At 41.0% G+C, this 23,734-nt stretch carries 22 protein-coding genes; 16 read left to right on the top strand and 6 right to left on the bottom strand.

Going from position 1 to position 23,734, the window contains the following annotated elements:
• The first annotated feature begins 59 nt into the window (after positions 1 to 59).
• Positions 60 to 914, top strand: a complete 855-nt coding sequence (locus tag QQK00_RS02860) for a type 2 periplasmic-binding domain-containing protein (protein WP_284215970.1) — start codon at positions 60 to 62, stop codon at positions 912 to 914.
• A gap of 102 nt (positions 915 to 1,016) precedes the next feature.
• On the opposite strand, the gene asnB is transcribed toward QQK00_RS02860, so the two are convergent.
• Positions 1,017 to 2,687: an asparagine synthase B gene (gene asnB, locus QQK00_RS02865; RefSeq protein WP_284215971.1), complete on the bottom strand. Its 1,671-nt coding sequence runs from the start codon at positions 2,685 to 2,687 to the stop codon at positions 1,017 to 1,019.
• Between the two features lie 357 nt (positions 2,688 to 3,044).
• A complete protein-coding gene (locus QQK00_RS02870) occupies positions 3,045 to 4,592 on the bottom strand; it encodes a hypothetical protein (RefSeq protein ID WP_284215972.1) in 1,548 nt (515 codons plus the stop codon).
• 235 nt (positions 4,593 to 4,827) lie between these two features.
• Between QQK00_RS02870 and QQK00_RS02875 the strand changes: the two genes are divergently transcribed.
• The gene (locus QQK00_RS02875; RefSeq protein ID WP_284215973.1) at positions 4,828 to 5,913 is read left to right on the top strand and encodes a helix-turn-helix domain-containing protein; all 1,086 of its coding nucleotides are present in this window, start codon (positions 4,828 to 4,830) and stop codon (positions 5,911 to 5,913) included.
• Positions 5,914 to 6,079: 166 nt separating this feature from the next.
• A complete protein-coding gene (locus tag QQK00_RS02880) occupies positions 6,080 to 7,396 on the top strand; it encodes an amidohydrolase family protein (RefSeq protein ID WP_284215974.1) in 1,317 nt (438 codons plus the stop codon).
• A gap of 79 nt (positions 7,397 to 7,475) precedes the next feature.
• Here the strand turns inward: QQK00_RS02880 and QQK00_RS02885 are convergent, their stop codons facing one another.
• Positions 7,476 to 9,137, bottom strand: coding sequence for a M28 family metallopeptidase (locus QQK00_RS02885; RefSeq protein WP_284217546.1), 1,662 nt, complete (start codon positions 9,135 to 9,137; stop codon positions 7,476 to 7,478).
• A 49-nt stretch (positions 9,138 to 9,186) separates the two neighbouring features.
• Between QQK00_RS02885 and QQK00_RS02890 the strand changes: the two genes are divergently transcribed.
• A complete protein-coding gene (locus tag QQK00_RS02890) occupies positions 9,187 to 10,044 on the top strand; it encodes a DUF3025 domain-containing protein (RefSeq protein WP_284215975.1) in 858 nt (285 codons plus the stop codon).
• Positions 10,045 to 10,070: 26 nt separating this feature from the next.
• Here QQK00_RS02890 and QQK00_RS02895 read toward each other — a convergent pair whose 3' ends face one another.
• Positions 10,071 to 10,787, bottom strand: a complete 717-nt coding sequence (locus tag QQK00_RS02895; protein WP_284215976.1) for a YIP1 family protein — start codon at positions 10,785 to 10,787, stop codon at positions 10,071 to 10,073.
• 189 nt (positions 10,788 to 10,976) lie between these two features.
• Here QQK00_RS02895 and QQK00_RS02900 point away from each other — a divergent pair, with 189 nt between their 5' ends.
• From QQK00_RS02900 to QQK00_RS02930, 7 genes are all read left to right on the top strand, one after another.
• On the top strand, positions 10,977 to 11,756 hold the full coding sequence (locus QQK00_RS02900) for an ATP-binding cassette domain-containing protein (protein WP_284215977.1): 780 nt from the start codon (positions 10,977 to 10,979) through the stop codon (positions 11,754 to 11,756).
• A 2-nt stretch (positions 11,757 to 11,758) separates the two neighbouring features.
• Complete coding sequence (locus QQK00_RS02905) at positions 11,759 to 12,964, top strand: ABC transporter permease (protein WP_284215978.1); 1,206 nt, start codon at positions 11,759 to 11,761, stop codon at positions 12,962 to 12,964.
• A 159-nt stretch (positions 12,965 to 13,123) separates the two neighbouring features.
• Complete coding sequence (yoaA, locus tag QQK00_RS02910) at positions 13,124 to 15,052, top strand: DNA repair helicase YoaA (RefSeq protein ID WP_284215979.1); 1,929 nt, start codon at positions 13,124 to 13,126, stop codon at positions 15,050 to 15,052.
• 4 nt (positions 15,053 to 15,056) lie between these two features.
• On the top strand, positions 15,057 to 15,749 hold the full coding sequence (gene tsaB, locus QQK00_RS02915; protein WP_284215980.1) for a tRNA (adenosine(37)-N6)-threonylcarbamoyltransferase complex dimerization subunit type 1 TsaB: 693 nt from the start codon (positions 15,057 to 15,059) through the stop codon (positions 15,747 to 15,749).
• A gap of 5 nt (positions 15,750 to 15,754) precedes the next feature.
• Positions 15,755 to 16,060, top strand: a complete 306-nt coding sequence (locus tag QQK00_RS02920) for a hypothetical protein (RefSeq protein ID WP_284215981.1) — start codon at positions 15,755 to 15,757, stop codon at positions 16,058 to 16,060.
• A 160-nt stretch (positions 16,061 to 16,220) separates the two neighbouring features.
• Positions 16,221 to 16,925 (top strand): Slp family lipoprotein, encoded by a 705-nt coding sequence (locus QQK00_RS02925; protein ID WP_284215982.1) that lies wholly within the window; start codon positions 16,221 to 16,223, stop codon positions 16,923 to 16,925.
• Positions 16,926 to 16,928: 3 nt separating this feature from the next.
• Positions 16,929 to 17,774, top strand: a complete 846-nt coding sequence (locus tag QQK00_RS02930; protein ID WP_284215983.1) for an alpha/beta fold hydrolase — start codon at positions 16,929 to 16,931, stop codon at positions 17,772 to 17,774.
• A 23-nt stretch (positions 17,775 to 17,797) separates the two neighbouring features.
• Here the strand turns inward: QQK00_RS02930 and yjjG are convergent, their stop codons facing one another.
• A complete protein-coding gene (gene yjjG, locus QQK00_RS02935; RefSeq protein WP_284215984.1) occupies positions 17,798 to 18,475 on the bottom strand; it encodes a pyrimidine 5'-nucleotidase in 678 nt (225 codons plus the stop codon).
• Positions 18,476 to 18,775: 300 nt separating this feature from the next.
• Here yjjG and QQK00_RS02940 point away from each other — a divergent pair, with 300 nt between their 5' ends.
• From QQK00_RS02940 to QQK00_RS02960, 5 genes are all read left to right on the top strand, one after another.
• A complete protein-coding gene (locus QQK00_RS02940) occupies positions 18,776 to 20,440 on the top strand; it encodes an AMP-binding protein (RefSeq protein WP_284215985.1) in 1,665 nt (554 codons plus the stop codon).
• Complete coding sequence (gene rnd, locus QQK00_RS02945) at positions 20,437 to 21,633, top strand: ribonuclease D (protein ID WP_284215986.1); 1,197 nt, start codon at positions 20,437 to 20,439, stop codon at positions 21,631 to 21,633. Before QQK00_RS02940 ends, rnd begins: the two co-directional genes overlap by 4 nt.
• On the top strand, positions 21,614 to 21,910 hold the full coding sequence (locus tag QQK00_RS02950; RefSeq protein WP_284215987.1) for a YcgL domain-containing protein: 297 nt from the start codon (positions 21,614 to 21,616) through the stop codon (positions 21,908 to 21,910). Before rnd ends, QQK00_RS02950 begins: the two co-directional genes overlap by 20 nt.
• A 27-nt stretch (positions 21,911 to 21,937) precedes the next feature.
• Positions 21,938 to 22,615 (top strand): fumarylacetoacetate hydrolase family protein, encoded by a 678-nt coding sequence (locus tag QQK00_RS02955; RefSeq protein ID WP_284215988.1) that lies wholly within the window; start codon positions 21,938 to 21,940, stop codon positions 22,613 to 22,615.
• Between the two features lie 65 nt (positions 22,616 to 22,680).
• Positions 22,681 to 23,175 carry a YcgN family cysteine cluster protein gene (locus QQK00_RS02960; RefSeq protein ID WP_284217547.1) on the top strand — a complete coding sequence of 165 codons (495 nt, stop codon included), beginning with the start codon at positions 22,681 to 22,683 and terminating at the stop codon, positions 23,173 to 23,175.
• Here QQK00_RS02960 and QQK00_RS02965 read toward each other — a convergent pair.
• A complete protein-coding gene (locus QQK00_RS02965; RefSeq protein WP_284215989.1) occupies positions 23,147 to 23,668 on the bottom strand; it encodes a disulfide bond formation protein B in 522 nt (173 codons plus the stop codon). The two genes, QQK00_RS02960 and QQK00_RS02965, sit on opposite strands and share 29 nt — an antisense overlap.
• Between the last annotated feature and the right edge of the window lie 66 nt (positions 23,669 to 23,734).

The raw sequence follows: 23,734 nt of genomic DNA on the forward strand, positions 1-23,734 counted from the left end.
ATTTTGGCAACGCTTGGTTCTGAGTGTATGATAGTACTAACAAAATATTGTGGTGAAAAATGATCAAACTAGCTGCGTTAAGTCTCATCGTTCTTATCATGCCGTTTAGTGCTAGTGCTGCAGTTTGGGTGATTACATACCCTGATAGTGTTATTAAGCATGATGAAAGATATGTATACCCTTTGTCATTGTTACATTTGGCACTTGAAAAAACAGGCGTCAGATATGATATTCGCCCCTCGTCATCACCGATGCGGCAAGAAAAGTCATTAAAGCGCTTGGAAGAAAATTTAGAAATTAACCTTGTGTGGTCTATGACCGATACGCAACGTGAAAATCAGCTTTTACCCATTCGCATTCCTATCGCGAAAGGTTTAATTGGCTGGCGTATGTTTTTGGTTCACAAAGAAGATCCTTTTCTTGATACACCGATTTCTACCCTAGATGACTTGCTCAAATATAAGCCGGTTCAGGGAATTGCATGGCCCGATACAAAAATATTACAGGCCAATGGCTTTAACGTTATTACGGCAAGAGATTATAACGAAGCTAAAGCATTAGTATCGGGAAGGGTTGCCGACTTCTTTCCTCGCTCAGTCATTGAAATAAGCAGTGAACTGGCTGCCGATGAATTTAAAACCTTAGTGATAAAACCTAAATTAGCGATTGAATATCCTAGTGCAATGTACTTTTTCGTGAATAAACGCAACAAGACGCTCGCTAAGCTCATTGAAACTGGCTTAAATAGAGCGATAGAAGACGGGAGTTTTGATGAGCTATTTTACTCTCATTTCCAACAGTTGTTAGAAGAGTTGAATTTTGAAGGCATTACCTACTTTGAATTGTCTAATCCATTGCTTCCAATGTCTGCGCAAACGCATAAACCAGCACTTTGGTATCGCCCAAAGAAATAAGTTTGGTCTTGTCAATTAAGTAAGATAATTGGATAAAAACTAGGTAAAAAAATGCTGCGAAGTCGCAGCATTTTTATAAATTACAAGCGTCTTTTTACCGGCTTAATCCTTAAATTCACCTGCGTGAACGGATTTCATAGAACGACCAGATGGGTCTGCTGCATCTTTAAAGCTAGCATCCCACTCAAGTGCTTCGACGGTACTACAAGCAATTGATTTACCACCAGGGACACATTTTGCCGCTGTTTCTTGTGGGAAGAAGTCTTCAAAAATGGTGCGGTAAAAATAACCTTCTTTGGTATCAGGTGTATTTACCGGAAATCTAAATTCAGCTGTCGCCAATTGTTGGTCGCTGACATTTTGCTCAACGTAGTCACGAATTGAGTCAATCCACGAATAACCTACGCCATCGCCAAATTGCTCTTTTTGACGCCATAAGACTTCTGCTGGCAAATAGGTTTCGTCATCAAATGCTTTACGTAAAATCCATTTTTCCATGCGTCCGTCGATGCACATTTTATCTTTAGGATTTAAGCGCATAGCCACGTCAATAAAGTCTTTATCTAAGAAGGGCACGCGTGCCTCTACACCCCAGGCAGAGGTAGCTTTGTTTGCTCTGGCGCAATCAAACATATGTAAACGATCTAGTTTACGCACGGTTTCTTCGTGTAGCTCTTTATCATTTGGCGCTTTATGGAAATACAAATAACCACCAAAGATTTCGTCAGAACCTTCACCTGAAAGCACCATCTTAATACCCATGGCTTTGATCTTACGTGTCATGAGGTACATTGGTGTTGCTGCGCGAATGGTTGTAGTATCAAATGTTTCTAAGTGATAAATCACGTCGCGTATAGCGTCTAAACCTTCCTGAATAGTAAAGTGCACTTCGTGATGCACTGTACCAATCATATCGGCCACTTTTCTTGCAGCCAATAGATCTGGTGCACCCTCTAAGCCAACGGCAAAGCTGTGAAGGCGAGGCCACCACGCATCGGATTGGTCATCATCTTCAACGCGTTTAGCCACATATTTTGCAGCAACGGCTGATACCAACGAGGAGTCTAAGCCACCCGACAGTAATACGGCATAAGGGACATCAGACATTAAGTGAGATTTTACCGCTTTTTCAAACGCCGCTTTTAAGTCAGCCAAATTAGTCTCGTTGTCTTTAACTGCGGTATAATCCATCCAGTCACGGGTGTAATATTTTTCTAACTTGCCATTAAGCATATAGTGCCCAGGCGGGAACTCTTGAACTGTTTTACATACCGGTACAAGTGCCTTCATTTCAGAGGCAACGTAAAAATTACCATGCTCGTCAAAACCGGTATACAACGGAATAATACCGATGTGGTCACGTGCAACCAAGTAGTCGCCTGTTGCCTTGTCATACAATACGAATGCAAACATGCCATTGAGTTTGTCGATAAACTCAGTGCCAAACTTTTGGTACAACGGCAAAATGACTTCGCAGTCAGAGCGTGTCGCAAAATTGTAGTCACTGCATAGGCTTGCTCTTAGTTCTTCGTGATTATAAATTTCACCGTTAACTGCCAGTACCTGATTACCATTATCGCTAACAAGTGGCTGTGCACCTGTATCAACGTCTACAATTGCTAAACGTTCGTGACATAAAATTGCTTTTTCGTCTTGCCAAATACCTGACCAATCAGGTCCGCGATGTCTAAGTAACTTAGACAGTTCGAGTGCTGTGGTACGCAGCTCACTCGCGTCTGATTTAATATCAAGAATACCAAAAATACCGCACATAAAAGGATTCGCCTCTGTTCTACATATAAGTGTGATTTGTAACTGTCGTGATTGGATGCAGTCTAAGCGGAAGATTACTTATAAATACTATTTTCTACTGTTAATACTGTATCAATATTTGTTTTTATTATTATGCACCGTGAATGTGCCATGATAGATATTATTTGCAAGTTTTTATTGGAGTAAAGACCATATTTTTTTAGTATAGGATAAAAATTAATCATTGTTTGAAGGGGCAACGGCAAGTAACAAGGCATTTTAAAGTAACTCATGTACCGCGCTGTCATGTGCACTTTGCAAGGTAACAATCGATCTTACTTCCTACAGGGCTATGGTATTTATGATGGTACACGTCTTTTAGGGTATTAAGTCAAATAGTGTTACATCACCTTCAGCGTAAATTTTGCATCTATTATCAACGTTATACTTATGTCGACGTTGTTCACAACGATGAATAGCTATCTCATTAGCTTCACTTTGCGAGGCCTTGTTAACGACAAATGAATAGGCATAAGCACCTTTGTCGTCAATACTGAGCGCAAAGGCTTTTTCATATTTGTAGTCATAATACCGCCTAAACGCCTTGTTGATTTTATTGATGCGGTCCCCGCTCGTTGTTGATGTTTTTGGCGTATCCTCGATTATTTTATTTCTAAATGGTAGTGTGCTTAAAAATTGCTCTGCGTCGGCGCTACTTTTGTGTTGAAAACCGGCGTAAATACGTTTATGAAAGTCGATTTTTTCATCTTCGTTTAGGGAAACCTCATTTAGACGAGACTGAACAAATGCCGGATTTGAGTAACTTAGCTCCTCTAAATAATCGATTTTATGACGATTAGTATCAATATTATTTTGTGATGATAACCAGCGCAACGCATCAGCCGCTTTTTCATCTGGCCAGATTCGTAAAATGTCTTTTACCGTTTCGACTTTATTGATTGAATTCTCCAATTTGTAATTTGCGGCCATTTCTGGCGCGTTAAGTATCCAAAAATGAAAAGCGGATTTAGTCAATTCCGTCCGTTCGTTGTCGTCTTCTATTTCACTCAGACGGTCGAAGACGCCAGTAGGTGACAACTTTACCCAGCCAACTAGAACCGATGTTAATACGGACATATCATTCAGTTGCCTCAATTCGTTAAACACGTTCAAGTGCTCCTGATTCGTCGTTAACCCGTATGTTATTCCATGAAAACTATCATCGATTTTTATCCCTAGATCTTTAAATTTACCCAAGATTTGAACCAGCCGTTTTAGGTCGCTCCCGGCTAATATGTTTAACAATCTTGAATTCTCGCTCAAGCTAATATCTTCAATGTTAAGCATTAACAACTGATTTAAATACTCAAAGCCTAATTCAGGCATTTTTTCAGCAATCAGCGACTTCACCATTGTTAAATAATGAGGTGATTCCGGCATTGGATTATATTTTTGCGCGAACGCTAATGCTTCCTCGGGGGCTTTTTCTATCAACTGTCCAATGATCACTTGACTCAATATCTTGCGTTGTGTTTCATCTTTGCCATCCAATACCGCTCCTAGACTTAATAATTGAGCAACCGACAATCCTTCTAGTATTTCATAGAATCTTATTGATAAACTCGTTTGATTTGGGTTCTCCGTCATTAAAAATAACAAATTATCAATTTCTGACAGAAAGTCAGCATCATCGTGGGGCTTATTGTGTGAGTCATCCAAGGGACTTAAAGACATTAATTTAGTATGATTGTCTTGTATGGTGTGCACAGGTGATGATTTTAGTGAAGGCTCATTGGAAGTTAAAGTATCAGGGGAAGCCACGGCGTTGTGTGATTGGCTAGCTATTTCTTGTCCTGTTACAAAGCCTATGACAAGCGACGCTACCATCGTTACGATGACGCCAATTATCCAATAACTGGTCTTCATACAACCTTCCGTAGTTAAATCATGAAACTACTAACAGTTTACACTGATTTATAAAAATTTTGGATGTATCAATTGCAATATTTTTATAGTTACTTTGTTTTGTTTATTCGGCGCGTTCATGAAGTGGAATGTTAATTCCTATGATGGCACTATAGATATCTTAAAAAACTGCAGGATCCAAACACGCTATAACTTCTGCACCGGCTCAAGAAATACATGGAGAAATCATTAGTTAGTGCTTTCAGTAAATTTTGTTAATCTAATGCAAGTCAGTTTATTCACGCTTTCTGTTTTAGGGATTGTCTTACTATTTCAAGAGAAAAGACTGTTGTGCACAAATTTATTATTTTTACTTGTTGCGTTGTCAAGCGCCTTTAATTTGCTCGAAGAGCTTAATATAACTCGAAGTATACATTTGGTCACGCCAGTCTTTATACTCGGCTTGGGGCCTGCAGTATATTTAGCAATTCGTAGTGTGTTGGGCGAAACCATAGACTCACGACACTTGCTTCACTTTGTGCCTATGTTCATCGCGTTGCCTTTTACCGGCGCGCCTCAGTGGATAATCTTGATAGGTACGTTTTCCAGGTGTATGTATGGCGTGGCAACACTTAAAAAGCTGTATAATTTGAGGGAACGCCTTGCCGCATGGCGTTCTGATGCCGAAGATTTGTCCTTTAACGCGTTGTTTTGGTGGACGCTAGTAATGAGCACATTTAGCGTATTAGACCTCGTCAGGTTGAATTTTCAAATGGCGCTGGGATATTCCCTAAATGTGCTCGGTCAGGGTATCAGCACGTTGATTGCTATAGCGTTTTTTGCTGTTTTACTAAAGCAACTTGTGCAAAATAAATCATCGATTATCTCGCTAATCGACGGTTATCAGCAAAACCATTCAGCACATAATACCGGTGAATCGACTTTAGAATTAACGTCAGATGCTAAACAAAGTGATGAATATTTAGCTATTTATGGGCATTTGGTAAAGCAAATCGTAGAAGAGCAATGGTTTACAAAGCAAGGCTTAACGTTGCATCAATTATCTGAGCTGACTGGTCTTCAGTCTCGAGACATATCGCGTGCGATTAATATTCACGCACAAACAAACTTCAATGAGTTTATTAATCAACATAGAGTGAACTACGTTATCGAACGTATTGTTGAAAACACCTGTACGCCGCTCTTAAGCATTGCGATGGATGCTGGTTTTGGCTCGAAAACGACGTTTAACAATATGTTTCGACAAATCATAGGGAAAACGCCAACCGCGTTCAAGCGAGCTCAAAAGTTCCGCAAAGCTGAGTCAGTAACCGCTGTTTAAACGACTCGGTTAAACGTTCGATATCAAGATCTCGGGCGTAATACTGTTATGTAGACCTTATTTTGCTGCCTTTAGAATTTAGGGATGCACTTCAATGGGTCTATTTTTACTTAACAAACGAAGATTAAAACACGCTTTCTCATCGTTCATTTTATCGTGTGTAGTGATGTCTTGCGCCAATACACAGTCGTATGCAATATCTGTAGAAAAACGCTATATACTCCAGAATGTGAATATTGTTGACGTGGTCACTGGCGACGTCAAAAAAGCACATCAAGTATATGTGGAAGATGGGATCATTCAGCAGATATCTGCATCTAATATCCAAAAACCTAGGGTACAGATTATCGACGCAAAGGGCGGTTTTCTGTTACCCGGTTTAATTGATATGCACGTACACGCCTACGATAAATCAGCGTTTGAACTCGCGCTATCTCATGGCGTTACTCACGTCAGAATAATGAACGGAATACCAAATCATCTGCATTGGAAGCAACAACAAAAGGAAGGCAGTTGGCTGGCAAGCAGTCTTACTGTCAGTACACCGATTGTGCATTCGCGCATTGAGCCGCCCCTATCTTGGACTGCAAACAACGGTGAAGAAGCTAGACGCCTAGTCCAAAAAGCAAAGGCACTGGGTTATGACCTCATAAAAGCGTATGGATCAATGGACAAAGCTTCGCTTTCTGCCATGATTGATGAGGCAAACGCTTTAAATATCCCTATTGCGAAACATGGTCCGCATCCACCAACGGGGCTGTCATGGGAAGCACTGGCAAATATGCAATCCTTAGAACATGTTGAAGATATTTATCAAGGTATACTGGGACACAGTCACGACGAAACACTTATCCCATCGGCTATTGAAAAGGTGTCTCAAGTCGGAGTACCAATAACACCTACACTTAATATATTTTGGCAATTGACGAAGATTAGCGAGTTTAAAAATGCGTTTGTTGATAGTCTTCCTGCCGGGTATATATCGCCGTTCATTGCATTTTATCAGAAGCAAAATCAAGTAAAACGTTGGTTAAATAGCCAAGATGAAATGGTGGCATACAACATTAAAACATTGTCGTTTTTAAAAAAGATAACAAATCAACTTGCGCTTTCAAATGTGCCGCTGTTGGTCGGCTCTGACGCTGGTGTTTTGTTGTCGCCCCATGGCCTTGCTACCATCAATGAAATGATGCTATTGCAGTCGGCAGGTTTGTCAAACATTGAGGTGATTCGAGCTGCAACAATTAATGCAGCGAATGCCTTGGCGTTAGACAGTAAACTCGGTGTTATCGATGAAGGCTTGCAAGCTGACTTTATTTTACTTGAAGACAATCCACTTCAAGATCTAACGACACTCAATAATGTGATTGCGGTAAGTAAAGAAGGTAAATGGCTAGGCAAAGAGCAGTTGCTTGCACTGCGTGAAAACGCTAGAAACAACCACAATGTTTTTAGTGAAATGTGGACACTGTTTTCAAACTGAAAATTGCTTATCAGCGCCCATACATCAAACGTGCTCGACGATAGCGGCAAACCACTATCGTCGAACAAGCGTGTTTAGATTACTTTCGCTGAAACTCACTGCTCGCATTCCACGCTGGCCAAACATCAGTGTTCGCTAGCATATAGCCGACGTCAAATAGTAACTGGGTATCTTCATGTATACCACCAATGTCCCAGTTGTCTCTGAATTGATCACATACTTGATGGTAACAACCCGTTACGATCACATTCATGCGCTTGCGATATGCGGCAGTTTCGTCATCGATTGGTTGATTGCCGCCTTTTGCGTACAGTGCAGGCACCCCTTGTTTTGCGAAGCTAAAATGATCGCTGCGATAATAATATCCTGCTTCTGGCCTATCTTCCTGCGTAATAATGCGACCTTGCTTTTCAGCGGCGGTTGTTAAATAGGCTTCGAGTTCCGATTTACCTTTACCAATCACGGCTACATCTTTTGTTCGACCCAATACATTCATTGCATCGAGATTGATGTTCGCGACAGTCTTCTCTAATGGCACAATAGGATAGTCGGCATAGTATTTTGACCCTAATAAGCCTTGCTCTTCAGCGGTAACAAATAACATTGTGACAGAACGTTTGGGAGCGAAATCTAAATTGCCAAAAGATTTTGCCATAGAAAGCAATGCGGCAGTGCCTGTGGCGTTATCATGCGCACCATTGTATATATGGTCACCGTCTTTAGTTGCGTCGGTACCCAGGTGATCCCAGTGCGCCGTGTAAATAATGTGTTCATCAGGGCTTGTGCTGCCCGGAAGGGTCGCAATGACATTGTCACTTTCAGATTTTTCAATACTATTTTTAACTGTAACAGACGCACTTGCATTAAGTGCTTGCGTGTAGGGTCCTTGTAAGGCTTTCGCTTTTTCATCGTCGAAACTTAGCCCAGCTTCTTCAAATAATGTAACCGCTGCCTCTCTTGATATCCAACCTTCAATCGCCACTCGACTTGCGCCAGCGTCTTGACTGACTAAGCCATATTGAGGCCCACTCCAACTGTTTGCGACCACCGACCAACCATACGACGCGGGTGCGGTTTCATGCACAATAAAAATGGCTTCAGCACCTTGTCGACTGGCCTCTTCATATTTGTAGCTCCAACGGCCATAGTAGGTCATTGTTTTGCCCTGAAACTTACCGCTATCAGGATTTTCAAATCCTGGGTCGTTTACTAAGACAATGACGGTTTTTCCCTTTACGTCTACATTGGCATAATCGTTCCAGTCATACTCCGGGGCGTTCACACCAAATCCTAAGAATACGACCTCAGAATTATTCAGCGTTATTTCAGTTTGTTCACGCTTGGAGCCTGCGACCATACCTTCCTTGTAGGCTAAGGTTTGCTCGCCTAAGGTGAGCGACATATCTGCATCAGCCGTTATTTGCATCAGTTCTACGTTTTGCAAAAAACTATCGCCGTTGCCAGGTGTAAATCCTGCACTCTTTAAATTGTCGATAAGATATTTAACTGTTTTCTCTTCGCCTTCAGTTGTCGGCAAACGTCCGCCAAATTCGTCTGATGCGAGCGTTTCGATATGTGTTTTTAGTTGCTCTTCTGAAATTGAATTATATACTGCGTCAAAATTTGTCGCTTTTGGACTTGAAGCAGTATAATTGTCTTTAGGTGCTTTTGAGCATCCCGCAATTGTACTCATCAATCCCAGCGCTAGTATGCAGTGCAATGCGCGTTTGTTTGTATGCATTCCCATCGTTTTTCCTTGTTATTGTAATTGTTGTCTTCTAAGGACTATTTTGAATTCTACTGTTAAACCTGATCAAATTGATCGTGAATCTCAGCCAAAGACTGTAGCTGAATTTTTAAATGCAGTCCAAGTCGGTAAATTGTCAGTCGCATTTAACTCTTTGCTAGGACCTGGCACAAGTACATCAGACTTATGCGAAATATTATCAGATACGGTATTAAACGCGAATACCTTGTCGATTTTGCGGAACACTAAATTTTCTAATATCAGTCTTTGCAAAGAGTTTGTCGCGCAAGAAGAGATAGATACTAATAAATATTATGAGCAAATCATATGTGAAAACAACATTATACCGACACGAAGTAACAATTGGCATGACTTATTTAATGGCCTTATTTGGCTACAAATGCCAAAAACAAAAACCTTACTTAACACAATTCATATAAAAAAGATCAATGAAATTGGGCTAGTACCAAGAGGTGCAGTCCGAGATCGCGTCACGCATTTTGATGAATGTGGTTTGGTTCTATTTACGCGTGAAAAACGCGTGCTAGAGTGGTTGTCAGCGCACGATTGGCAAACACTCTTTGTTAGCAATAGAGATTTATGGTTTAGCAAGATTACGCCATTTATATTTGGTCATGCATTGTGGGAAATGCTATTAAATCCATACATCGGCTTAACTGCAAAGGTTATCGTAATTGATGTATCTGACATGAATGAGGCACTTAGTCTCAGTGACTATGACCGCTTGTTATTTGATTACATTATGGAAAACAAGGTGTTTGACCGTAAGCGGGCCTTGAAACCAATGCCATTGCTTGGCGTTCCGAGTTGGCATATTGGCGACCAAGGTCCGTTGTTTTATGAAGATACGACTTACTTTATGCCAAAGGCGAGATTGTAATTCTCGCCTTAATCTAAAATGTTTAATTAAATAGCGACGAGAAAAGAGATACTCCAGATAACAAGCGCTGGAATAGCTGAGAGTATCAATGATTTTTCGAAACTAAAACTGGTCCAACTGTTAATACAATAACCTGCAATTAAGATGCTCCAAAATGTATCTAATCTAATACCAGAGAAGAAGCCAAACCACTGTGAGGTCATGTCAGTTCCCAACATAAATGCGACAGAAAGCGGTGTAGCAATTGCGGTCGATATTTGCGTGTTTGGCTCTTGAAGCGCTAATAAAATGCAAGCAATAAGGCCATTCACAACCGACGGCATTGCAATCCACCAACTAGCACCAAACCAATCCATGAACCCTTGTACATTTTTTTCGTCGTTTTTAGTAACTAAGGTGTAATAACCCGCGATGATCGCGTTGACTATTACAAGGACAACAGGGATAGCAAACGCGGTATAGCTTAAAACGGCTTTCGGCATTGCACTTTTGAAGTTTTCAATTTCAGCGGGACTTGCATTTGGGTTGTCCGTGAGTGCCATTTGATGAACTAACCAATCGAGGTCAACTAGGCCATAATATAAATAGGTGGGTAGAAAACCGATCACACAAACAATGATAAAAGGAACCCAAGACCAGTTATTAACATTGGCAATCGTATTAAACACTGCTTTGGGGCGGTAAAAAATTTCACTAGCGGCTTGAATCGGGTTGGTGACGTCGTTCGTTTGATGTTCTTGCATACATACTCCATTAGCAACAAGTTGATATGTAAAGATATTACGGAGTATGCAATTGTGAGCGCTGTACCTCAAGCCAATTGTTTAATTTTGACAATCTTTGTAACATATTCGTTAATAATAACAAAAGTGGTGTCTTGTTCGTGTTTGACAGATACTTTATGCTGTTAGAAACAGGGAAATAGTAAACTTATGATTAAGATATCAAATCTCGCGAAAAAATTTAAAATAGAAAACCCCAAAAAACTCAGCGAACAAGATAAAAAAGACCCTCGTCTTCAAGGGCGTTTTTTTCATTCCGTAAAAAATGTGCAATTGCAATGCGAGAAAGGCGAAGTGCTTGCCTTACTCGGCCCTAATGGTGCTGGAAAAACAACCACGTTACGCGTACTTTCGACTGCGTTGCAGCCAGATAATGGTAGCATTCAAATTGGCGGAACAGATGTTGTCAAACAGCCAATAGAAGCGCGGAAAAAAATTGGTTTTCTGTCTGGTTCAACTGGCTTATATGGTCGCTTAACGGGGAGAGAAAATATTGCGTATTTTGGTCGCCTTAACGGAATGGGTGATGCTGATATTGATGCACAGATAAACCAATTGGCGGATCAGCTCGATATGCATACGTTTTTAGATCGCAGGAGCGAAAATTATTCGACCGGCATGAAACAGAAAACATCAATCGCACGAGCTGTCGTGCACTCGCCTGAAGTGGTAGTGCTAGACGAGCCAACAACGGGTCTCGATATAATGGCGGCTAACACTGTAATTGAATTCATTAAGTCGCTAAAAAGAGCGGAAGTACCGGTAATTTTTTCTACCCACCACCTTGATGAAGTAAATGAATTGTGTGACAACGTTGCCGTTATTGATCATGGGGAAACCACCTTCGAAGGCTCACTGGATGCGTTTAAACATAAATCAGATAACGGACTACATGCCGCTTTTATGGCATGCTTAAAAGAGGGAGCGTAACTATGTGGTTAGTGTTTAAAAAGGAAGTGCTAGAGCTTACTCGTGACCGTAAAACCCTGTTTTTTATGGTCGCTTTACCTATTTTGGTTTTCCCGTTATTAATTGGTGGTGTTGTTTACTTTATGCAAAATGCATATTCCGAGGCAGCAACCAAAGCGCTTAATTTTGCGATTGTAGCAAATGTAGAAAATACTGAATTTGCCAAGCAACTTGCTGATATGCCGAGTCTACATTTAGTCGAACAATCGACTTCGCTAGCGTCTGAAGATGAAATGAAGAAATTTGTAAAGGCCGGTAACGTCGATTTTCTCATATCAATTCCCGACAATTATAGTGAAGATATCATTAGTAGCGGCCAAATTGTGATTAAAGTGTATCTAAATGATGCACAGTTCAACCGTGTTCAAGACCGGATATGGGAAGTGTTAGATACACTGTCAGCTGTATATCAGCGTAATGCGTTTATGACATTAGGGGTTGACGAAGACACACAAGAAGGCTTGGTTAAACCATTTGTTGTAGAGAAGGTAAATGTCGCTGATAAAAGAGAGAGTCAAGGCGCGGCCATTGGCGGGATGATACCTTATTTTCTCTTCATCTTGTGCCTCCAAGGGGCAATGATACCTGCTGCGGATATTGGCGCCGGTGAAAAGGAAAGAGGCACTTTAGAAACCCTATTATTATCACCTATTAGCCGGACACAAATTGTCTTAGGTAAGTTCTTAACCCTTTGTTTTGCTGGGGTTGTGTCTGCGTTAGTGACGGTGCTGAGTATTGCCATATGGGGGGTTGTCTTATCGCAAGGCATGGCAATTAGTATGGTGGGAGATTTTATGGCGGCGATTGGTATTATCGACTTCTTATTGGTCTTTTTGATGCTAGTACCTCTTGTTGCTATTTTTGCAGCGGTGTTACTCAGCCTTTCTATTTACGCACGCTCGTATAAAGAAGCGCAAGGCTACATGACGCCATTGGTGTTTATTGTTATTGTCCCTGTGATGATTGCCTTGATGCCAGGCATTGAGTTGAAGGGGATTTATGCTTGGATACCACTGACAAACGTGGCATTGGCAATTAAAGAATTAATAAAAGGCACGATGGATTATTTTCAGCTGTTAGGGATTTTCGGTTCGAGTGTACTACTTGCGGGTCTATTGATAGCATTCTGTGTGAACTGGTTTAATCGTGAAAAGGTCTTGTTCCGCTAGTCAATTTCATATCTAATACGGCGCTTTAATCGTTTAAAATATGTTGTTTACAACTAACGTAAAGCGTCGAATTTTACGCAATTTTCGCCTGTCGATGCAGATAGGCGTTTGCAGTCGTTATTTTAAATTTCTGAACAATGTCGGTAGTATCCATAAATTATGACCTCAGTCACAGAGTTTTTTGCAAATGATGGACCTCTCTCTACGATGGTCAAAGGATACACCGTACGCGCGCCTCAGCTGTCATTGGCTCAAAAAATTGAAACGACAATTGAGGAGAAGAAAACGCTCGTAGCGGAGGCTGGCACAGGCACGGGGAAAACGTTCGCTTATTTGGTGCCGACGATACTTTCTGATGCTAAAACGATTGTTTCCACTGGCACAAAAAACCTGCAAGAACAGTTGTTTTCTCGTGATCTACCCATGGTTAAAAAAGCGGTAGACCAGACGCGAAAAACCGCACTGCTAAAAGGTCGAGCAAATTATTTGTGCATCCATCGGTTAGCGCTTAACGGCAGTGATCATATGCGTTTGGATAAACAAACACTGCATGAATTCAACTTAATAAAGAAATGGAGCCTAAGCACCAAAACAGGTGATATTGGTGAGATAAGTGATTTAAAAGAGGGCGCAAGTGTCATTCCTCTAGTCACATCGTCAGTGGATAATTGTTTGGGTAAGGACTGCTCGGCTTATGATGATTGCTATTTGATTAATGCGCGTCAAAAAGCCATGAAAGCCGATATTATTGTGGTTAACCATCATTTGTTTTTCGCGGATTTAGCCTTAAAGGAAGATGGATTCGGCGAGTTAATTCCGCAAGTTGACACCGTCGTATTTGATGAAGCACATTTGCTCCCAGATATCGCTAGCGAATATTTTGGTAAGTCGTTTTCTACACGTCAGTTGAATGATTTGCTGGTGGATATCGAAAAGACACAAAAAGTAACGTTAAAGGACGCAGAACAACTTTCTCAAATTTCTGTGAAAGCGCAACAAGCGGTGAGCGAATTACGCTTGTATTTTAGTGTTGATCCGGCGAGGGGGGAATTAGATGATGTGTTTCGCGATCCGACATTTAAAAAACTCGTTGATAGATTAGAAGTTATTGTAGAGCAGTTATTGACGGTATCAATCGTACATGAAGGCAGAGACAATGATTTGGATCGCTATTTTGAACGTTTAGCGGATATGCAACGTCGTCTTATTGCAATCACTAAGATAAAACAAGCTGATGTCAGTTTGTGGTATGAGACGACCAGACGGCACATGATTTTTCATATGACACCGTTGAACATTAGTAAGCAGTTTTCTGGGATTGTTGAGAAAAGTGAAGCTGCGTGGGTGTTTACCTCAGCAACAATAAGCGTGGGTCAAGACTTTTCCCATTATCAGAAAATTATGGGCCTAGAGAACGCTAGCACCTTGCAACTCGATAGCCCTTTCGATTATGTAAAACAAGCAATGCTTTGCGTGCCTCGATATCTGCCTGCACCAAATAATAGGGATATTAAACAAAATTTGATAGATATCAGTTATCAATTGATTCAAGCAAGTGGCGGTAGCGCATTTTTACTTTTTACGTCCCATTACATGATGCGCCAAGTGGCCAATGGTGTTGTTGAGAAATATGATCTTGATGTGTTGGTGCAAGGTGATGCCAGTAAACAAGCCTTACTCAATGATTTCATTACGCATAAAAAAACGGCCTTATTTGCCACCGGTGCTTTTTGGGAAGGGGTTGATGTTAAGGGAGATGCCTTACAATGTGTGATGATTGACAAATTACCCTTTGCCGCGCCCGACGATCCGTTACTAAAAGCAAAGATTAAAGATTGTAAAGACAGTGGTGGAAATCCCTTTGTTGATATTCAAATTCCACAAGCAGTGATTGCGCTTAAACAAGGTGCTGGGCGACTGATTCGTGATGAAACAGATAAAGGCGTGTTGGTTATTTGTGACAATCGTTTGGTAAATAAGCCCTATGCAAATACCTTTATTCGGAGTTTACCTGATATGACTAGAACCAGAGATTTAGCGCGAGTTCATGACTTTTTGAGCTCACTGAATACAGCAAACGAAAAATAACAAAATGAATATATTGGCAATAGATACATCTACCGAAGCATGCAGCGTTGCATTACAAACTAGCAAAGGGATTGATTGTGAGTTTGACGTTTGTCCTCAACAACATAGTCAAAAGATATTGGGAATGATTGATGCCGTATTAAAAAGGAATGGCGCACACCTATCTGATATGCAATTGTTAGCATATGGTTGTGGTCCCGGCAGTTTCACTGGCGTCAGAATAGCTGCTAGTACTATGCAGGGCTTAGCGTTGGGGACAAATTTACCTGTGGCCGAAGTGTCTACCTTAGCCACAATGGCACAAGAGAATGCTGAACGTTTTAACGTTAGTAAATCGCTCGCCCTTATCGATGCTCGTATGAGTGAGGTGTATAAAGGGCAATATACACTTGATGCGACAACGGGAGGCGTTGTGTTACAGGGGGAAGAGGCTGTAATTCCGCCAAATGAAGTTGTATCTACAGTCGTTAATTACGATCACGAGAGCTTTGTTGGCACTGGGTATGCCGCTTACAAAGATATTTTAGGCTTGACTGAACTACCAAAGCCTTTAAATGTGGAGTATCCTAACGCTAAGTACATGTTGGCATTAGCAAAACAGGCGCAGCTTTCTGGTAAGACTGTGAGTGCATCAGAAATAGTACCTACGTATTTAAGAGACAAAGTAACTTGGAAGAAGTTACCTGGTAGAGAATAAAGATTATGGAACCTATTAGAAGTTTACCTGCGCAGGTATTCTTAAATAATCAGTCACCAAATAAAACTAACAACATTGGTATTAAACAGGGGCAGCATTCCGTTGTTGCAGACCTTGCAACTCCCCATGATGTTGTCAAGAAAGGCAATATTGAAACGATGTCTAATGCCGACGACTTACTTTCCAGAGGCAATGCTTATGCAGATGCGTCAGCAAAGATTCAAAAGAATCTAGATGCATATCATGAGGTAGCAAGTGCTGCGAAAAGAGAAACCTTAAGTCAGTTAATGGGCGTGGATATATACGCCTAATAAACATTTTACGCTGTACTCTCGAAACTTAATGGGGAATATACGGTCTATTTTAGACGAGAGTAAAAAATAGATGTTGTTGACGACATCGACAAACTGATTACTACTAGCGTAAAAACTAGCCCGCTATTTTTGAGTAGATAACAATGTGGAGTAATGTATGAAAGCGATAAGTATTTTAGTAGGGATATTGGTACTTGCAGCTTGTAATATAGTACCCAATCAAATTGCTGTAGAAGAAAATATCAATTTGGTTAACTATAAGAGTATAGACAAAACCCAAGTATCACCTTCTCAAATCGGCGAGTTGGCTCGATGGGGAGGGAAAATAGTCAGTGTTGAAAATAAGAAAGACGTTTCAGAAATTGAGGTTGTATTTTTTCCTGAAAGTAGAAGTGGTAAGCCTCGCGTTGGCGATGAAAGCCTAGGCCGGTTTAAAGCAGTTGTGAAAGGGTTTGTTGATCCGTTGGTTTTTGAGGAAGGACGGCTTGTCACTGTTGTCGGTAGTGTTGGAGAGTTAATCGAGGGCGTTATCGGTGAGCAAACATACAAGTATCCTACGCTAGATGCACAAGGGTATTATATGTGGCGAAAAACAACGGATTTAGAGGTAGAAAGTGTTGGATTTTCGCCATTTTTGTATTCGCAACATTATCGCCGAGGTTTCTTTAGTCCATGGTACGATCCTTGGTGGGGAAGACGTCAACGTGTAAGGGTGATTCATGATAATGGACACTCACAAGGCAACCGTGTTCGTCCAGCCCCAAAAAGTCAACCTAGAGTCGTACCTAGGAATATTTCTGAACCGGCGCCGAGATCGAGGGATGACAACGGTAACGTGGTAATCGACCAAAATACTCGGTGATATTTGAAGGAAATAATTTTTCAGCTCAAAGGTAGGAATTTTTCAGGCCTAAGTAATGATAATCAGGGCAAACCGATTGTTCTGTGTTTGCATGGTTTTTTAGATAACGCGGCTAGCTTTGTACCTTTAGCCCCTTACTTGAGTGATTACCGAATAATCGCAATAGACCTCATGGGACATGGCAGCTCGTCTCATTACAATGATGGTCACTATTATCAACTTACTGACTATGTATATGATTTATATGAGCTAGTTAAACGTCAACATTGGCAGAGGATAATACTTATTGGTCATTCCCTTGGTGGCATTGTTGCCAGTATATTTAGTGCTACATTCCCCGAACTCGTCAAATCACTCGTTTGCATAGAATCATTTGGTCCACTCAGTGAAAGTGAAAAATCTTCTGCCTTGCAACTTAAAGCAAGTTTTGAATCTAGATTGAAAACATCGAGTTCAACTATTCGACAACCGCAGTCATTTGACGCCGTAATAAAGGCACGTCAATTGGTGAGTGACATGGCGGTTGAGCATATAGAGTTGATCATGTCACGAAACGTCGCTATCAAGGAAAATGGGGACATCCAATGGAAAACAGACCGAAAATTACGCACAACGTCACCCCTTCGACTGACAGAAACACAAGCAGCGTTAATATTAGGTGCGATTGAATGTGACACTTTAATCATATTAGGTAACAATGGCTATGAAAAATTGCAAGTTGCTCGCGAACGAAGAGCGGCTTATTTTTCAAAACTAACCGTTTCTCAGAGGCAAGGCGGACACTATGTACATATGGAGTCGCCTAGAGCTGTAGCAACGGATATTCTCACACATTTGGCTAACGGATGATTACGTTGACGGAACTCCCTTACCTAGTTCTCAAATATAATATGTTGCAATTCATGTAAATGTTTAATGTGGTAGGTCGCTTGTATGTCCTCAGGCTTAGCAATGCCAGGATGTTGCAGCCAACAAGTGTCTATACCCGCATTATTACCACCAACAATATCACTTGCGATAGTATCTCCAACCATTAGTATTTTACTTTTGTCTGGATTACCCATTAATTCAAACGCGTGTTCAAAAATGGCAATATGAGGCTTGGCCAAGCCAAACTCTTCTGAAATCACTAACCATTCAAAATGACCCTCAAGTCCAGTGTGTTCGATTCGCTTGTGTTGCATACGTGACAGACCATTGGTGATGATCCCCAAGCGAGCTTTGCCTTTTAGTTTATCCAAAAGTTCTATTGCGCCAGGTAGCGGCTCACAAATTTCTGCCATGGTATCTAAAAATTCATCGTTTACGTCTTGTGCCGCGCGATTAATTTTTGCTGCAAGCGTTCTAAAACGCTCTACCTGTAAGTATTCTGCGTCTATTTCTTGGTTTTGGTATTGCACCCATAACGCTTTATTGTACGTCTGATATACACCATAATCGTCTTTGCTAAAGTCGACACCGTAATTTTGCATTAATCGCTTAATACCAGCGTAATTGTCGAAACTGAATAAGGTTTCGTCTGCATCAAATAGTATAAATTCGTATTTCATTAAACATCCTGTTTTGCATGCCCGTAACACGCGCCTAATTGTGTGCTAGGAGTTATACATATATCTTAGTAGCGGTTCATCTTTGTAGCCAAAGAGGAGTTTGGGGCAAATAAATTAAACCCAAGTCGATGTCGTGCTTTTTTGCTAACATTGAGAACAAAAGTACAACAAAAAAACTACTTGTTGCATTCTTTGATTTAAATTTTGTAAACAGTCATTTACTATTAGATGAATATAACTGGTATGACGTTTAACGACTTGAAGGGTTGGCCAGTTAATTTTGCAAATTAGGTAGCATGCGTGGATAAAATTTGGTTAGCTGAATATGAAAAGGCGGTAGAGTCGGAAATTAACCCAGATGTTGTTCCGTCACTGGTCGAAATTTTCGAAAAAGCAGTATCGCAATATGCGAACAAGACAGCTTTTATTAATATGGGGCAAGCCCTTAGCTTTGAAGAACTTGATGTTCTATCAATGCAGTTTGCGGCATACCTGCAAAATTCTGGTTTGAAAAAGGGAGACGCTGTCGCCCTTATGATGCCAAACCTACTCCAATATCCAGTTGCATTATTTGGTGTGCTTAGAGCTGGGATGACGGTGGTCAACGTTAACCCGCTTTACACAGCGCGGGAGCTAGAACATCAGCTAAATGACGCAAACGTTAATACTATAGTGATTGTTGAAAATTTTGCGTCAACGCTTGAAAAAGTGGTTTCGAACACACCTGTCCAGAATATAGTGTTGACAGCCATCCCGGATCTTCTGCCTGTACCGAAGCGTTGGTTGGTAAATTTTGTAATAAAAAAGATAAAAAAAATGGTGCCAGACTATTCACTCCAAGGCGCCACCAGATTTAACGATGCATTGAAAATAGGGGAATCAAAAACCTACTCCCGACCTTCGTTAACAGGTTCTGATATTGCCTTTTTACAATACACTGGCGGCACAACTGGGTTGAGTAAAGGTGCAATGTTAACTCATCGCAATATGGTCGCTAATTTGGAACAAGTATCTGGCATATTTGAAGCAGTAATTGAGCCCGGAGAAGATTTGTCTGTCACGGCTTTACCGCTCTACCATATCTTCGCGCTTACCGCGAATTGCCTGTTATTTTTGAAATACGGATGTTCCAACTTATTGATTACCAATCCGCGTGATATGAAGGCTTTTGTTGCTGAGATTAACAAGTATCCTTTTGCCGTATTAACAGGCGTTAACACGCTTTTTAATGGCTTGCTTAACACGCCGGGTTTTGCAAACGTCGATTTTTCTAAATTTAAATTTGGTTTGGGTGGCGGTATGGCAGTTCAGCGTCCGGTTGCTGAGCGCTGGAAGCAGGTAACAGGTAAAGTTTTAGTTGAAGGTTATGGCCTCACTGAATGCTCGCCAGTTGTTTCAGTAAACCCAATTAAAGACGTTGAATACAAAGGCTCAATTGGTATTCCTCTGCCTTCAACAGACATTAAAATAATGTCAGAGGACGATGTTGAGTTAGGTATCGAAGAGGCGGGAGAGTTATATATTCGTGGCCCCCAAGTCATGGCAGGATACCTTGGAAGGCCTGACGCAACGGAAGAAATTTTGGATAAAGGTTGGCTGGCAACAGGCGACATTGCAAAAATCGATAAAGACGGTTATCTATACATTGTTGACCGGAAAAAAGACATGATTTTAGTCTCAGGTTTTAACGTTTTTCCTAATGAAATTGAAGAAGTAGCGGCAATGCATGAAGGTATTTTGGAAGCGGCGGCTGTTGGTATACCTAATGATGCGAGTGGAGAAGTAGTAAAGCTATTTGTGGTTAAACGAAATCAAGCGTTGTCTGAAGATGACATTATCAAGCATTGTAAGTCTTTGTTGACTGGTTACAAGGTACCTAAAATTGTTGAATTTAGAACGGAATTACCGAAAACGAATGTCGGTAAAATATTGCGGCGAGAATTAAGGGAAGATACGAATAAGTGATAAACCTTAATTTTCAGAAATTACATGAAACCTTCATTTATATAGAGACCAACGAAGCATTGGCTGCGTTATGCAAGAAATGCTTAACGTTGCCCTACATAACACTTGATACAGAATTTGTTAGAACGAAAACGCTATACCCTTTACTTGGTTTAGTACAGATATTCGATGGCAAAGCTGTTTATTTAATAGATCCGGTGAAGATTACTGACATTGCACCGTTGGCAAAACTGCTAACGGATGAAAGTACTTTGAAAGTGTTACATTCCTGTTCGGAAGACCTTGATGCACTCAAACACAATGTGGGCGAGTATCCTTCGCCACTTTTTGATACTCAAGTGGCTGCTGGCTTTTTAGATATGGGCAATAGTATTGGTTACGCAAATTTAGTTGAAAATATCTGCGATGTAACTTTAGATAAAACGGAGTCTAGAACCGATTGGTTGGCACGTCCATTGAGACAAGAGCAGCTGATGTATGCAGCGGCAGATGTGACGTATTTGCATATTGTTTATGCGGAGTTGTTCAACGCAGTTGAAGAAAAACAACTGACAAAGGCGGTTTTGTTAGAAGCTCAAAATATGACAGACAAAAAGCAATATGCGATACCTAGTGATTATGCGTACATGACAATTGGTAACAATTGGAAGTTAGCGCCTAAAAACTTACTTGCTTTAAAACTGTTGGCTAAATGGCGGGTAGAGACGGCACAAGACAATAATACGTCCATAAACTTTGTACTCCGAGAGAGTTGCATGTTAGATATTGCGGCTAGGTTACCTCGAAATCTCAGCTTACTTGGAAAAGTGCATGGCATTTCTCCAAAGCAGAACAGACTTTATGGTAAAGTTATTCTAAGTATTGTTGATGATGTGGAAAACGCAACGCAAGACGAATATCCACCGAGAATTGAACGCCTGATTGATTTTCCTAAATACAAAAAAGCCGTTAGCGACATTAAGGCTAGGATCTGCACACTGGCAGAATCGGCGGGAATACCGGAGCCGGTAATTGCATCAAAGAAGCAGATTAACGATTTATTAAAATGGTGTTGGTTTACATTCTGTGATTTTGATGTGCGCGAGTTACGACCCGACTTACTTTCAGGGTGGCGCAGAGAGCTTTTGCTCGACGATTTAGCCTCTCTATTTGATGACAATGAAGGAGAGTATAATGCTGTGCGCAGTTTATAAGTCACTTAAAAAAGCAGATACTTTTCTTTATGTAGAAAAAAGAGATGATTTTTCAAAGGTGCCAAAAGGCTTGTTGGAAACCTTTGGGACACCTATCTTTGTTATTCTAATTAATACCGAGAAAAAGACTTCCGTTGCCGGGTTGGCTCAGTCAGATTTTATTCGGAAATTTGAAGAAAACAAATTTTATCTCCAGTTGCCACCAAAAATAGAAGATTTAATGGAAGCTCATCGCTTGGCAAATGGTTTAGATAAAGTGCCTGACGTTAAATTTTAAGGTAAACGCGCCAAAATGGAGAAGAGCATGAATCAATATCAACATAAAGACATAGAGGGTAATACAATTAATTTGCCCGTTGGTAAAGTCCTTTGTGTCGGTAGGAACTATATGGACCATATCGTTGAGATGGGAGGCAGTGAGGGCACGTCACCTCAAAAAGGTGCGCCAGTATTATTTATGAAACCGCCAAGTGCACTTTGTCATTTTTCTGAAAACCTAAATATTCCTACTGATCGCGGTGAATGTCACAATGAACTTGAAGTTGCTTTCTTAATTGGAAAACCGCTACGAAACGCATCACACGAAGAATGCAGAGCCGCCCTTTATGCCGTTGCACTTGGTTTAGACTTAACTTTGCGTGATTTACAAAATACGCTTAAAGATGCTGGTTTGCCGTGGGAACGCTGTAAGTCTTTTGACGATAGCTGTCCCGTCAGTGCGTTCTCATTCTTGTCAGATGCTCATGCAATAGATTATACCTTCCAGTTAACCATTAATAATGAGCTTCGTCAGGATGGCAATACAGATTTCATGTTGTGGCCGACAATTGAACTGCTTGTTACAGCAACAAAAGAATTTACCTTATTGCCTGGCGACATTGTTATGACAGGCACCCCAAAAGGGGTCGGGCCGCTGTTTTCTGGCGATAAAATTGAAGCGAATTTGGATGGTATACTCAATGTCAGTACAAAGGTCAATTAGCCTGTTTAATCAAAGCGTGAACATGTAACGTGGCAAAACACACAAGCCCTTATACTCCTTCGTTGATCGCGTCTAAATTTTGGGAAGACACGGCGTTGGACGATATGAATCGCGAGCAATGGGAAGCCATATGTGATGGTTGCGCAAAATGTTGTTTACACAAATTTATCGAAGATGACGACGTAGACGATTTTACGCCCACAGATCAACCTGCAGATGATGGGCATCTTCATTACACCAACATTGCGTGTTATCTGCTCAATGACAAACAGTGTGCTTGTACTGCTTATCTACGACGCTCAGAACTGGTGCCTGATTGTGTGACCTTAACAAAGGAAAATTTGGATAAAATATTCTTTATGCCGCCGTCATGTAGCTATCGGCGTTTGCACGAAGGTAAAGGTCTCGCAAGCTGGCATCCGCTGCTCAACAAAGGTAAAAAAAGTAAAATGCACTTAGATGGTATAAGCGTACGTAACCGAACCTTAAATGAAAACGATGTTAATATTGCCGATTTCGAAGACTATATCGTTACTTGGCCACTTGACGAAATCGAATAATATAACTTATTGCCACTGCACTTGCCGTCAGGGCAAATCCGCTAAAAATGATACGCATCCATTCTGCCATTCCCATATTTAAAAACTGCCAACGATTGTCATTGCATTCGCCTGTGGCGTCGAATATCGCAGGTAGCCAGTTGTGTAGAGGCATAAATGACGGGAAGTTAGGCTCGATGGGGCAGGGTGGCATGAAAAAGCCCTCGAAAAAGATGAGTTCTACATGGCTATTGGCGACATAAAGCCCCCAAACAGACGCTGCTAACCAAACTGTAATACTAAGCAGACGCGTAACAATATGCATGTAAATGAGCGGCAATCCTGCGCTCAATGCTAAGGTAACCATAGCGGTGCGCTGATATATGCATTTGACGCAGGGCGAATGCCCTAACGCATGTTGAAAGTATAGGGCACTTGCCACTAGTAACGAAGAACAAGTAAACAGAAGCCACCAAGGGAGTTTTGTTTTACTCCAATCAACAAGCCAAAACATATCACATCCAATTAAGAATAAGTGCCCGCTAATTTACGGTATTGATTAAGAAAATCAAGCGAACAC

Origin of the sequence: Agaribacter marinus, assembly GCF_030160655.1 — a bacterium.
In the GTDB taxonomy this organism is placed as follows: domain Bacteria; phylum Pseudomonadota; class Gammaproteobacteria; order Enterobacterales; family Alteromonadaceae; genus Glaciecola; species Glaciecola marina.

Bases quoted from the DNA above. Each gene is read 5' to 3' on its own strand.
- QQK00_RS02860 (WP_284215970.1), top strand. From the start codon at position 60: ATGATCAAACTAGCTGCGTTAAGTCTCATCGTTCTTATCATGCCGTTT.
- asnB (WP_284215971.1), bottom strand. From the start codon at position 2,687: ATGTGCGGTATTTTTGGTATTCTTGATATTAAATCAGACGCGAGTGAG.
- QQK00_RS02870 (WP_284215972.1), bottom strand. From the start codon at position 4,592: ATGAAGACCAGTTATTGGATAATTGGCGTCATCGTAACGATGGTAGCG.
- QQK00_RS02880 (WP_284215974.1), top strand. From the start codon at position 6,080: ATGTCTTGCGCCAATACACAGTCGTATGCAATATCTGTAGAAAAACGC.
- QQK00_RS02885 (WP_284217546.1), bottom strand. From the start codon at position 9,137: ATGCATACAAACAAACGCGCATTGCACTGCATACTAGCGCTGGGATTG.
- QQK00_RS02895 (WP_284215976.1), bottom strand. From the start codon at position 10,787: ATGCAAGAACATCAAACGAACGACGTCACCAACCCGATTCAAGCCGCT.
- QQK00_RS02900 (WP_284215977.1), top strand. From the start codon at position 10,977: ATGATTAAGATATCAAATCTCGCGAAAAAATTTAAAATAGAAAACCCC.
- QQK00_RS02905 (WP_284215978.1), top strand. From the start codon at position 11,759: ATGTGGTTAGTGTTTAAAAAGGAAGTGCTAGAGCTTACTCGTGACCGT.
- yoaA (WP_284215979.1), top strand. From the start codon at position 13,124: ATGACCTCAGTCACAGAGTTTTTTGCAAATGATGGACCTCTCTCTACG.
- tsaB (WP_284215980.1), top strand. From the start codon at position 15,057: ATGAATATATTGGCAATAGATACATCTACCGAAGCATGCAGCGTTGCA.
- QQK00_RS02920 (WP_284215981.1), top strand. From the start codon at position 15,755: ATGGAACCTATTAGAAGTTTACCTGCGCAGGTATTCTTAAATAATCAG.
- QQK00_RS02925 (WP_284215982.1), top strand. From the start codon at position 16,221: ATGAAAGCGATAAGTATTTTAGTAGGGATATTGGTACTTGCAGCTTGT.
- yjjG (WP_284215984.1), bottom strand. From the start codon at position 18,475: ATGAAATACGAATTTATACTATTTGATGCAGACGAAACCTTATTCAGT.
- QQK00_RS02950 (WP_284215987.1), top strand. From the start codon at position 21,614: ATGCTGTGCGCAGTTTATAAGTCACTTAAAAAAGCAGATACTTTTCTT.
- QQK00_RS02955 (WP_284215988.1), top strand. From the start codon at position 21,938: ATGAATCAATATCAACATAAAGACATAGAGGGTAATACAATTAATTTG.
- QQK00_RS02965 (WP_284215989.1), bottom strand. From the start codon at position 23,668: ATGTTTTGGCTTGTTGATTGGAGTAAAACAAAACTCCCTTGGTGGCTT.